Below are 11,717 nucleotides of genomic sequence, written 5' to 3'. Positions count from 1 at the left end.
TGCAGCGGGGATGTCCGCCTCGCAACCGCCCGCCTCCAGACATCAGCAAGTCGGGGATGCACCCTTGAAGGTGCCACCGAGCTGCGCACTCCGACCGTCGCAGTCGATCCACGCCCAGAACTTCTCGATGATCCAGGCACACAGTGCCGCAGGGGAGTCCACGAGTCCGTACCCGGCTGTCTGCGGCCGGGTGGCGTGCATCCGCGAGTACTCAGGGGTGCCACCGCGGGAGCGAAATGTTCCCGCGGTGGGTCAGCGAACGAGCCGAAAGAACGACGCCTGACCGTCATGTCCCGCCCGGCAACAAATCCGGCTCAGCTAGGCGCCCGGGGGGACATGGTGGCGGCAAAGTACGAGTGGCGCCAACCTCATGTCCCGCTCGGTGGTTCCCTGGATGGCGGGTGGGACTTGGTGGCGGTTGGGCGCGTCCTCAGTCCCGACCGGCAGCCCATTCTGACTGCGATTCTTGCTCTGGCGCGTCTCCCACTGCAGCCAGCACGGGCCAGGGCTCCGACTCGGGCGACCGGCCGCGCCGGTGACTTTGCCTGCGCCCGTCCTGCCCGACCCTTGTGCGGCGGGTGAGACGTGGTGGCGGCCAGGCGTTTCGTCGGTCCTGACCGCCGGCCTTTCCTGACTGCGATTTTGCTCCGACCGCGTCTCCATATGCAGTCAGCACGGGCTGCGGATTCAACTCGGTGCGACCGGCCGCGCCTGCGATGTTGCCTGCGTCCATCCCGAGTGACCATGGTTCGGTGGTCGGGTCACGGGCCGGGGCTCCGACTCGGCGCGAACGGTCGCGCCCGTGACTTTGCCTGCGCCCGTCCTGCTCGCCCTTATGCGGCGTGTCGGGTCACGGGCTCCGACTCGCCGCCCGCCCGGCCACGGCCCGGCGGCTCGGGCGTCTGTCAGGATTCGAATAGCGGCTGCCCGATGTACCCGCCCGGTGACGGCACTCCCGGCGGGATGACGAACACCGCCGACCCCACCGGGGTGGTCCATACGTTCAAGGCGTCGAACTCGGCGAGTCGTTGCTGGACCGGCAGGAACTGGGTGTCTACGTCGCGTTGGTAGGCGGCGAAGAGGAGTCCGGAGTTCGAGATCGTGCCCGGTGCGGGAGCATCGTCGTAGTTGTAGCCGCGGCGTAGGAAGCGCTCGCCGTCGTGGGTGTGGTGTGCGCGGGCGATGTGGGAGGACGGCGGGATGACCGGGATGCCGTTGGCGTCGACGGCGGCGAAATCCGGTTCGTCGAATTCGTCGCTGCCGGTCAGCGGGGCACCGTTGGCGACGGTGCGGCCGACGGTGAGTTCCCTTCCCTCCTGGTCGATTTCATCCCAGGTGTCCAAGGTCATCGCGATCCGGCGCAGCACGCAGGAGGTGCCGCCTGCGAGCCAGGGTTGGGCGGTGCCGTCGTCCCATACCAATCGATCGAAATCGGGGCCCGGCGCGATGTTCACCGTGCCGTCGACTTGACCCATCAGGTTGCGTGGGGTGCGACCGGGTGCGGCGTTGCGGAACCCGCGCTGCACCCAGCGCACGCTGACCAGCGAGGAGACGCTTCGGCACAGCGCACGCACCGCATGCGACACGGTGGTCGACTCGTCCGCGCAGACCTGCAGCAGCAGATCGCCGTCGCTCCAGGCGGTTTCGAGACGGTCGATGTCGAACGCCGGTAGCGGCCGAAGCCAGGTCGGGCGGCGGTGCTGCAGACCTGTGATGGTGAACACCGCAGGGCCGAGGCCGACGGTGATGGTCAACCGGGCAGGTCGTTGCGCCAGTTCGGGTTCCGTGTCGGCGAGAGCGGGGCTGCCCTGGGTCAAGCGGGCTGCGTCGGCGGTCCAAATTTTGAGGATGCCGATGATGTCGTCCCTGGTGCCGCCCGGCTTCAGGTCGAACGCCACAAATGCCGCCTGCGCTTGCGGATCAGTCGCGATGCCGGACTGGTGTGGTCCGTAGAACGGTTCGGTCGCCGAAATCCGGGGTGCCTCGTCACGGCCGGTGAGCGCGACCGCGCCCCACCCGAGACCCGTCGCGCCCGCCACGGCGGCACCGCCACCGAGCAGGCGTCGACGGTTGAGACGTCCGGGGCGGGACTCAGCCACCGTGCGCCGGCATCTGCGCGCCGTTCGCGTGATCGGGCGCGTAGTTCTCCTGGTTGCCGGAGAAGTCGCGGACCTGTGCGGTGAACGTAGTCGTCGACCCGTCCTCGAAGGTGAGGGTGACGGACGTTTCGGTACCTGTGCGCAGCGGACCGTTGAGACCCATGAACATGATGTGGTCGCCACCCGGACGCAGCTCGGTCTTACCGTTCGCCGGAATCACGAAACCGCCCGCCTTGGGTCGCATCGTCTTCACACCGGTCGAATCCGCGACCACCTCGTGCAGTTCGACCTGATTCGACGCGGGACTCGTCGCCGACACGATCGTGCGCGGCTTGTCACTCGCATTGCTCAGCTCGCCGAACGCCGCCGACATACCGCCGTCCGCCGCCTTCACCCACTGGTCTTTGATAGTGACCGAGTCGGCGGCCTTGGCTTCCGGCTTGTCGTTGGATGAACAGGCGACGAGTAACAGCGGAACAGCCAAAGCTGCTGCTGCGGTACGCAGTACACGCGCTGTTGGGCGGACGTGGGTCGTCGAGTTCGTTGTGCGGATACGCATGAAAGTCTCCAGTTCTTTGGGATGTTTGTCGCGAGCTGCGCGGCAGGCAGTGGTGCGTCGACACGCTGCTGGTGTCGTTGACCGACCTGGCCGAACCCGTCCTTTGGTGCACTGCTGTTGCCTCGCCTGCTCATGCGGTCGGCGACGTGAGCTGCCGTGCGGACCACGTGAGCTGCCGTGCGGACTGCGCGCTGCCGTGAGGGCTACGCGCCGACCGCGCCGACCGCGCCGACCGCGCCAACCGCGCCAACCGCACCAACCGCGCCAACCGCACCAACCGCGCGAGCTGTCTACGGACTGTGCGAGCTGCTGTACGGACTGCGCGGGCGGTCGTACGAACTACGCGTGAGGCGCTGCACCGCCCGCCGCCACCGACCAGCCCATGCCCGGCTCTTGATGACCCGTGCGGGATGACGATGGTGCCCGCACGGATGTCGGCGCTAACTTCGAGCGGCACCACGATCCCACCGATCGATGCGCGCGAGCTGCCGTACGAAGTGCGTAGGCGGCCGCACGAACTGCGCGGTTACCTATGGACTGCGCAGCGGCCGTACGGACTACGCACGCGAGCTGTCGCACTACCCGCGAGCTGTCGCGTTATCCGTGAGCCGTTGCACTGACCGCGCGGGTCGCGCACAGTACGCGCGAGCTGCGACCGCACGGGCTGTCATATTGACCGCCTGGGCTGTCGCACCGCCCGCGCCTACCTCGCACCATCCGCGCCGCTGTCGCACCGACCGTGAGCTGTCGCACTGACCGTGAGCAGTCGCGCTACCCGCGAGCCGTTGCACTGATCGCGCGCGGGTCGCCCACAGTTACGTGCGAGCTGCCGCAACGCGACCGCACGGGCTGTCGTATTGACCGCCCGGTGGGCTGTCGCACTGACTGCGTGGCTGTCGCACTGCCTGCGTGGCTGTCGCACTGACTGCGTGGCTGTCGCACTGACTGCGCCGTTGCCGCACCGACTGCGCCGCTGCCACACCGAATGCGCGACCTGCCGCATGAACCGGCCCGTGCTTGTCGAGTCGACTGCGCGAGCTTTCGCACCAGCAACGCACGGTTCACGAACCTCGGCACTGCCGGCACGATGTGGCCCACCAGCACTGTGAGTTGTTGATGCGTCGGCAGCGCTGACAGGTACACACGTAGCGCGTACTCGCGCGAATCGCGCTGCCCAGCAAGCTTTGCGGTCGAGTCGGACCTTGGCGAGGGAGGTTGGGCTCAGCGGCTCAGCGGTGGCCCGCGCAGTCCGAACCCGGAGCTGAACAACAATCGTCTAGCCGGTACAAGCGGCCCGACCGGGACGGTGTACGCGACCGCGAAAGGTACTGCGGGGCGGGTGCTGAGTACGCGAGCAGTGCGGCTCGCGGCGGATATGCCGCGCGTGACAGCGATTTCAGCGCCCCGAATGAGCAGCGCTCCCACCGGAATTGCGAGCAGGTGCGCGCCGCCCATGATCGCCGTCGTCCCGGCTCCGTGATGGTGACCGGGCGACATCGTCAGGGCGACGTGCCCGACAGCCTGCCCGATCGCCAGCAGAGCCATCACTTCGACCAGACCGTACCGAGTCCGCCGTGCCCCGACTGTCACACCGACAACTGTGCACGCCGCGATCAGCAAGGCGATCGAAGACTGCCCCGGAGCGACAACACCCCCACCGAGCGCATGCGCCGCGATGCTCACCGCACCGGACGCGGATCCGACGAACGCACCACGCAATCGCGCTGTTGCCTCCGCCGGTGTTCGCACCGCGCCATACTACTTCTGGTCGTAGGTCCGGATCGCACCGGTTTGTCCGAACCCGATGACCCGTGACACCTGCCACTCATCCGGGTGTTCAGAGCGGCCGGAATCCCGACCCGACACCGCCGGCCTGATCGATATCGTCGAGCACCATGCCGATCTGCGTCGCCACGGCCGGATCGTGGAACGGCACCGCCGGCGGATGGCACACCATGTCGAACACCGTGACGCCCACCATCTGCACGCCCATGTGTCCGACGTTCATGCCGACCAGTCGATCACCGATGGTGACGGGTCCGCCGGAATCGCCGGGCTGGGAACAGGATTGGTTCTGGAACCACCACCGATGGGTGTCCCACACGATGCCGCAGTTGTATCCGGAGGTCCGCCCGTTCTTGCACACCACATCGCCCTGTTGCGGTGGTGTGCCGATGCCGCCGATCACGGTTGCGGCCACCTGCCGGACCGGCACCACCTTCGTCCGATCGAACTCGAGCACCGCGTAGTCGTCCTGGTGATCGACTGCCGCGACGGTGCCGACAATGCCCGCGTCCGGCATCCGCTCCGCCCGCACCGACATCCCGATTTCCGCGCAGTGTCCCGCGGTGAGCCCGACCAGGCGATCGGTGTTGTCGTAGCCGATGGTGGTCAGCGTGCATGCCGCGCGTCCGAGCAGAATCCCCGAACCGCCGCCGAGGGATGCCGTAGGTACGGCAGCGGCGACGCCGGGTACGCCGATGACAGTGCAGGTCATGGTGACCGCGAAGAGCGCCAGGTGGATCCCGAACCGTCCTAGAGCGACCATTTCGCACCCTTCATTCCGGGGATGTACCAGGTCACGTGCGGGTATTCGGTGGAGTCGGTCTGATCCTTTCAGACTGGTCGGTCTCTACGTGGCTTGATAATCGTTCCGTGATCAGATCTTGGGTGAAGCGCAACCAGGGCAGTGCTGCGCATGCCTCTGCCAGATGTTGTCAGCGCTGCCAATGTGCTGTCAGTGCTGCTGCCAATGGCGGCCCGGCAGTCGATTGCCCAGTGTTCGAAAGGGACGGGCAACGACACTGATGTTGCTTGGGCCGAATGCGGCGTCTCAAAGGAACTCGTCCAGATGCGCCAGCAACGCTTCCGGCCGCTCCTCGGCGATGAAATGCCCGCACTCGGGGATAGCCGCGCCCCGCACGTCTTCGGCATAGTCGCGCCAAATCTCCAGGGCCGGAATCTCTTCGAGGAAACTGGCCGCGCCCCAGAGGGCGAGCACCGGCATGGTGAGCAAGTGCCCCGCGTCGGTGTTGTCGTGTTCGTTGTCGAGGTCGGCGGCACGGTAATCGTCGAAGCCTGCCCGCAAAGCCCCTGGTGTGCTGAAGGCGCGGATGTATTCGTCGATGGCCTCGCCGGGCAGGCCGTGCCGGTTGACCGTCCACGTCTCGAAGAAGTAGCGCAGGTAACCGGGAATGTCATGGCCGACAAGGCGTTCCGGCAGATCCGGCTGCAGATGGAACAACCAGTGGAAGTATCGGCGACCTAGTGCGGCGTCCATCCGGCGCCAGGTCTCCCTGGTGGGAATGATGTCGAGCACGACGAGCTTGCTGACTTGGTCCGGCCGGTCCAGCGCCCAGCGGTGGGCCACCCGGGCACCGCGGTCGTGCCCGACGACGGCGGCTGAGGTGAATCCCAGCGATTCGATCAGCGCGGCCACATCGGCGGCCATGCTGCGTTTGTCGTAGCCGGTGGTCGGTTTGTCGGTGTACCCGTAACCGCGCAGGTCGGGGGCGATGACCGTGTGACGCTCGGCCAGCGCGGGCAGCACCTTGCGCCAGCAATAGCCGGTCTGCGGCCAGCCGTGCAGCAACACCAGCGCGGGGCCCGACCCGGCCCGGCGGTAGTGCATGTGAATGCCGTTGACGGTGGCTACCCCGCGGCTGATCTCGACCATACGAGCATTCTCGGTCCGGCGGACATCGGTGGCAGGGGAATCGCGCCAACTGCCGTCATCGCCTGTTCTGGCAGCGAATGTTGGCATGGCGGACGGACTCCGGCGTTCGCCATGATCACGACGTCGGTGGGGTGACGGTGGACGTTGCCGGGGGTGTCGACGTGGTGGGCTCTGGGGCGTTGGAGGTCGTCACGGTCGGTGCGCTCGACGTGGTGGCGGTCGGTGCCTCCGAGGTTGTGACGGGGGCCGGGGTAGGACGTTGTGGTTCGGGGCAGTTGCCGGTTTGTTCGCCGATGGCGTTGATTTCGGCATTGGCGCGCGGGTCGCCTGTGTAGTCGAGGTGGGCGGTGCACTCGACGTGATTGTCGGCGGCGGGCTGTGGTTCGGGGCAGGCGCCGGTTTGTACGCCGATGGCGTTGATTTCGGCGTTCGCGCGCGGGTCGCCTGTGTAGTCGACGCGATCGGTGCACTTAACGTAGTCATGGCTCGGTCCCTGGGGTGCGGCGGCGGTCTGCGGGGGTGCTGTGTGTCCAGGTGACGGAGCTGATCGGGTCGGTGTGGGCGGTCCGCTGGTCGGCGCTGGTGTCGTGGTGACACTCGGCAGAGGTGTTCTCGTGGCAATGGGTTGGTCACCGGACGAACATCCGGCGAGCGCGACGATCGTTGCCGCGAGTGCGAATAACAGTGCCGCTGAGCGCTTCTGGGCGAGTAAAGGCACGAGTCCTGTGCGGCACATGGCTTCTCCTGGTATCCCGATCCGATCGGCGGAACGACCGCTGGAGGGACGCTGAGGGCAAGGCCGCGCCGCGTGAAGCCGCATCATCGTGTCCCCCCGCCGTCTCGAGCTGCCGAATCGGCAACCCGCAGAACCCTAATCGCCGGTCGCGACGGACAGCAGACACCAGAATCACGGGGTTGGCGCACCGGGCCCGTTGTGCCCATCTGCGACTACGAATAGCGTGACGTCACAACGCGATTGCCGCGCGCACGAGGTTGTGGTCGGACAAGCCGCCCGAGTCCTCGACCACTACCTCGCGCAACGTCGCATCACGCACGACCACATGATCGATGAACTGCGACTTCGCCCCTGAGGTGCGCGGCCGCGTGGGCAGGGCGTCCGACGGCGGATCGGCGATAGTGAACCCCTCGCCGAGGCTCGACGCGACGGTCGCCCGGTCGACATTGAAATCCCCAAGCAGCACGGCCGCGTATTCCGGTGTGGCGGAAGCCACTTCGGCCAGCCGGGCGAGCTGCTTCACCCGTCGCCGATCGCCGCTGACGTGTGTCGCGATGACCACCGCGCCGCCCGCGCTGATCGCCAGCAGGCCTTTGCCGCCGTCGTCGGCGAAGGGTTCGGCGGCGATATCCCGGCTCGGTCCCGCGACGATGAGCACCAGATGCTCACTCGGATCGCGTAGCGCACTGGCGTGCCGGCGGGCGGTGGGTACCCGCGGATACTGCATGGCGTGGATCGTCCGGTCGGGCAATGCGGCCCGCAGGCTGATCAATTGGTCGCCGCTGACCTCCTGCAAGGCGATGACCTGCTCGGTCCGCGCCGCCACGTGCGCGGTGACCGCGTCGATGCGCGCCGCCTCGTCCGGCCACCGGGTGGAGACGTCCTCGTACCAATTTTCGGCGTGGATGCGGTGGAGAACGTTCCACGTAGCAACGGTGATCACAGGTCGCGATGCTAGGTCACGGCGTTCGAACGCTGTCTGGCGGAGCGGTATCCGTTCGACTGATGCCTGGTGTACATCGGGGGAGTGCGAGGTCGGTGCGTTGCCGGTCGAGGGGAGGCGTTGGGGGGACGTGCCTTTCGGGGATGTGCTGCCACGTGCGTAAAGGCTGCCAATTATGGCGAGGCTGCCAATCGACGTCGCGGTCGTGACACATGCCGGTCGAATCGGAGTAGTAAGGATCTGCTCGATCCGTACGGGCGCGGCTCGGCAAAGCAACTATCGGCAAATCGTAACTATGCATACATAGCGATCTATGCATATGATGGGCGTATGAGCACAGAGGCACGAGCAAGCGAACACGGCCATGGCGCCGCGTTGTTGGGGGAGCGGTCGGAACTGATCTTCGCGATCGCCTCCGGCGTGACCTACGCCGGCGGCATGACGGCGAAGTACCTGGTGTCCGCGCCGGAATGGGTGGCGATCGCGTTGTTCGCGGCGACCTACTTCTTCGGCGGCTACTTCACCATCCGCACCGCGATTTCCACCGTGCGCCGCGGCCGGTTCGAGGTCGACTTCCTGATGCTGGTCGCGGCGGTGGGCGCGGCCATGGTCGGCAAGTGGGCGGAAGGATCGGTCCTGCTGTTCCTGTTCAGCCTCGGGCACGCACTCGAGGAGTATGCGATGGGACGCGCGCAGCGTTCGATCGAGGCACTCGCCGAACTCGCCCCGGCGACCGCGCTCGTGCGGGCTTCCGACGGGGTGGTGCGTGAAGTCGAGGTGAACGACCTCGCGATCGGCGATGTGGTTGTCGTGCTGCCGAATTCGCGGCTCGCCGCGGACGGTGTGGTGGTCGACGGTGTGAGTAGCGTCGACGAGTCGTCGGTGACCGGTGAAAGTATTCCCGTGGAGAAGGCGCCGATCGCCGACGCCGCGGCCGCGCTGGCGAGTGGCACTGCTGTGCCGGAATCGCATCGGGTGTTCGCAGGCACGATGAATGGCGCCGGCGCGATGGACGTCCTCGTGACCAGTCGCGCCGGGGACAGCATGCTCGCCCGGGTGATCACGATGGTGCGCGAGGCCGACACTCAGAAGTCGCCGACGCAGCGGTTCATCGACCGATTCCAACTGTTCTACGTGCCCGTTGTGCTCGCCGGAGTGCTCGGCGTGCTGGCCTTCGGTGTGTTCGCCGCCGCGGAGCCGTTCGCCGACAGCTTCTATCGCGCCATGGTGGTACTGGTGGCAGCCAGCCCCTGTGCGCTGGCGATCGCGACGCCGAGCGCGGTACTCGCCGGAATCGCCCGCGCTGCCCAGGCCGGTGTCCTCGCCAAGGGCGGTGGCCCTCTGGAAACCCTCGGCAGGGTGCGGTCGATGGCGTTCGACAAGACCGGCACCCTCACCTGGGGACAGCCGAAGGTCACCGATATCGTCCCGGCCCGTCCGGAACTGCGCGACGAACTGATCAGCACGCTCTTCGCGGTCGAGTCCTACAGCGACCATCCGCTCGCCGGCGCCATCACCCGGGACCTCGCGCTGCTGGTGCCCGCGGGCAGCGAACGAACCGCGACCTCCGTGAACTCGGTGACCGGACGCGGCATCACCGCCCTCGTCGACGGCCACACCACCGAGGTCGGCAACCGCACCATGTTCTTCGAACTGGACCCCGAGGGCGTGCCGAGTGAGATCGTCCAGACCGTCGACGAGCTACACGAGCGCGGACGCACCACGATGATCGTCCGGCACGCGGGCGTGTACCTGGGTGTCGTCGGCGTGATGGACATCCCGCGCGCCGAAGCGGCACCGGTAGTCGCTCGACTGCGCGAACTCGGCATCGACGACATCGTCCTCATCTCCGGCGACAACCAGCGCGTCGCCGACGCCGTCGCCGCGGACATGGGCCTGAACGCCGCACACGGCGGACTGCTGCCCGAAGACAAGGTCACCATGATCGGCAAGCTCGGCGGCCGCAACGGCACCGCCATGGTCGGTGACGGCGTCAACGACGCCCCCGCCATGGTCAACGCCTCGGTCGGCATCGCCATGGGCGCAAGCGGTTCCGCCGTCGCGCTGGAAACCGCCGACATCGCGCTGATGGTCGACGACATCGGCCGCCTCCCCTTCGCCGTAGCTTTGAGCCGCCGCACCGCCCGCATCATCCGCCAAAACCTGACCTTCTCCCTCCTGATAGTCCTCGCCCTCGTCCCCGCCACCCTGCTGGGCCTCCCCATCGGCCCAGCAGTCTTCATCCACGAAGGCTCCACCCTCCTCGTAGTAGCCAACGCCCTCCGCCTCCTCCGCTTCGCCCGCGGCGCCGAGCACGAAGGCATCACCCACGAGCCTCGCCCCAGCACCGCATAGAACCTGTACGCCGAGTCCCGTTCGCCGACGTGGTCGTTGAACGGGACTCGGCTGCGTCCAAGGGCGAGTGAGCTCGCCGCTACATCCTGTTGGCCTTGTTGAGCGACCTTCGGTAGATAATCAGGTCGCCGGATTTCGACGTTGACGGCGAAGTCTCGTTTGTCTATGCAGAAGTTGCCGACCCGCGATGTCATTCAAACACCCGATTGGCGGCGACATGGCTGCCGGATACCGTCCGTTTGACGCTTGTACGTCAATCGAAAGGCGACCGTGGGTAAGGCAAGGTACACAGTTTCAGCAGCTGTAGCGATCGGAGTTGGGCTCGCGCTGGCGACACCGGGTGTAGCACACGCGGCGAACTCCGGCAGTGCGACATGCGTGGACGGCGGCAACGTCGTCGGAGTGTGGGTGGAGGTCCAGGGTGGAAAGAGCGGCTGGGCAAAGCGGGCAGGTAAAGGTAGCCGCCAGAGTTGGAATTTCAATACCCAGGGCAAGAAATACAAATTGACCGTCGGGTGTGGAGGCTCGCCACAACGCTGGGCGGAATCGACCTCGACACCTAGCTTCCAAAAGAATTGGCAGTCCGTGAATTGTTGGCCGGGGCCCGCAGACAAATACGGTGAGGGTGGAAAATATGCTCCGATTGGCATGTGCGTGCGGTAGTTAAAGCGCGTTCCGGTCGATGGACGGAGCGGAGAGTTCGGCGACGCGGGGTTGTCCGCACTGGTCGCACTCTGCGCCCAGTGCGACTCGCATTGGCCGCCTGCTGCAAGCAACTCCGGTGTCGATCCCGACCTGTCGCGCTGGAACACAAGTCAGCGCCGTCGTGCCCCGCTCGGGCCCTCGGCCGAGCTCCATGGGGACATGGCTGCGGGGAAAGACGAGTGAGCCCGGCGTGATGTCCCGTTCCGGGCTTGGGCCGAGCTCGATGGGGACATGGCTGCGCGGAAAGACGGGGGAGCCCGTCTTGATGTCCCGTTCGGGGCCTGGGCCGCGCTCGGACGGGACATGGCTGCGCGGAAAGACGAGTGAGCCGGTCGTCATGTCCCGTTGGAGGCCCGCGTTGAGTGGTCTGGGCGTCGAACGGGACTTGGGGGAGAAAGGGGCTGGGAGGTAGTGCGGGCCACTAGGTCGCGGCAACACGAGACCGCCAGGCTGGTCGCAAATAGTGCCATCGACGGACGCGAGCAGTTCGGCGTGGGGCGAGACACGACGGTGTGGCAGGGGCATGGTCTCGTGGCGAGGTGGCGAGGTGGCGAGGTGGCGAGGTGGCGAGGTGGCGAGGTGGCGAGGTGGCGAGGTGGCGAGGTGGCGAGGTAGCGACAGGGGGCGTCGACACGGAATCTCCA

The 11,717-nt window shown here is 66.8% G+C and carries 7 protein-coding genes and 1 pseudogene; 1 reads left to right on the top strand and 7 read right to left on the bottom strand.

Features of this window, described 5'->3' with window-relative positions; genetic code table 11:
- Positions 1-93 precede the first annotated feature (93 nt).
- The 7 genes and pseudogenes from DBO33_RS44040 to DBO33_RS22045 form a co-directional block, all read right to left on the bottom strand.
- Positions 94-210: pseudogene (locus tag DBO33_RS44040) on the bottom strand (epoxide hydrolase); the annotation flags it as partial.
- A 695-nt stretch (positions 211-905) separates the two neighbouring features.
- Positions 906-2,099: a Dyp-type peroxidase gene (locus DBO33_RS22080; protein ID WP_107656743.1), complete on the bottom strand. Its 1,194-nt coding sequence runs from the start codon at positions 2,097-2,099 to the stop codon at positions 906-908.
- A complete protein-coding gene (locus tag DBO33_RS22075; RefSeq protein ID WP_107656742.1) occupies positions 2,092-2,658 on the bottom strand; it encodes a copper chaperone PCu(A)C in 567 nt (188 codons plus the stop codon). The genes DBO33_RS22080 and DBO33_RS22075 overlap by 8 nt, the downstream gene beginning before the upstream one ends.
- A 1,221-nt stretch (positions 2,659-3,879) precedes the next feature.
- Positions 3,880-4,407 (bottom strand): hypothetical protein, encoded by a 528-nt coding sequence (locus DBO33_RS22065; protein ID WP_107656740.1) that lies wholly within the window; start codon positions 4,405-4,407, stop codon positions 3,880-3,882.
- An 88-nt stretch (positions 4,408-4,495) separates the two neighbouring features.
- Positions 4,496-5,206 (bottom strand): S1 family peptidase, encoded by a 711-nt coding sequence (locus tag DBO33_RS22060; RefSeq protein WP_234390975.1) that lies wholly within the window; start codon positions 5,204-5,206, stop codon positions 4,496-4,498.
- Positions 5,207-5,491: 285 nt separating this feature from the next.
- Positions 5,492-6,334 carry an alpha/beta fold hydrolase gene (locus DBO33_RS22055; protein ID WP_107656739.1) on the bottom strand — a complete coding sequence of 281 codons (843 nt, stop codon included), beginning with the start codon at positions 6,332-6,334 and terminating at the stop codon, positions 5,492-5,494.
- 965 nt (positions 6,335-7,299) lie between these two features.
- Entirely contained in the window at positions 7,300-8,013 is a 714-nt protein-coding gene (locus DBO33_RS22045) for an endonuclease/exonuclease/phosphatase family protein (RefSeq protein WP_107656737.1), read from the bottom strand.
- 330 nt (positions 8,014-8,343) lie between these two features.
- Between DBO33_RS22045 and DBO33_RS22040 the strand changes: the two genes are divergently transcribed.
- Positions 8,344-10,368 (top strand): heavy metal translocating P-type ATPase, encoded by a 2,025-nt coding sequence (locus DBO33_RS22040; protein WP_234390974.1) that lies wholly within the window; start codon positions 8,344-8,346, stop codon positions 10,366-10,368.
- Positions 10,369-11,717: the final 1,349 nt, after the last annotated feature.

Origin of the sequence: Nocardia suismassiliense, from assembly GCF_900269665.1 — a bacterium.
In the GTDB taxonomy this organism is placed as follows: domain Bacteria; phylum Actinomycetota; class Actinomycetes; order Mycobacteriales; family Mycobacteriaceae; genus Nocardia; species Nocardia suismassiliense.
Note: the sequence above shows the minus strand (reverse complement) of the source record. Positions and strands in the feature narration are given on the sequence as shown.

Bases quoted from the DNA above. Each gene is read 5' to 3' on its own strand.
- DBO33_RS22075 (WP_107656742.1), bottom strand. From the start codon at position 2,658: ATGCGTATCCGCACAACGAACTCGACGACCCACGTCCGCCCAACAGCG.
- DBO33_RS22040 (WP_234390974.1), top strand. From the start codon at position 8,344: ATGAGCACAGAGGCACGAGCAAGCGAACACGGCCATGGCGCCGCGTTG.
- DBO33_RS22055 (WP_107656739.1), bottom strand. From the start codon at position 6,334: ATGGTCGAGATCAGCCGCGGGGTAGCCACCGTCAACGGCATTCACATG.
- DBO33_RS22060 (WP_234390975.1), bottom strand. From the start codon at position 5,206: ATGGTCGCTCTAGGACGGTTCGGGATCCACCTGGCGCTCTTCGCGGTC.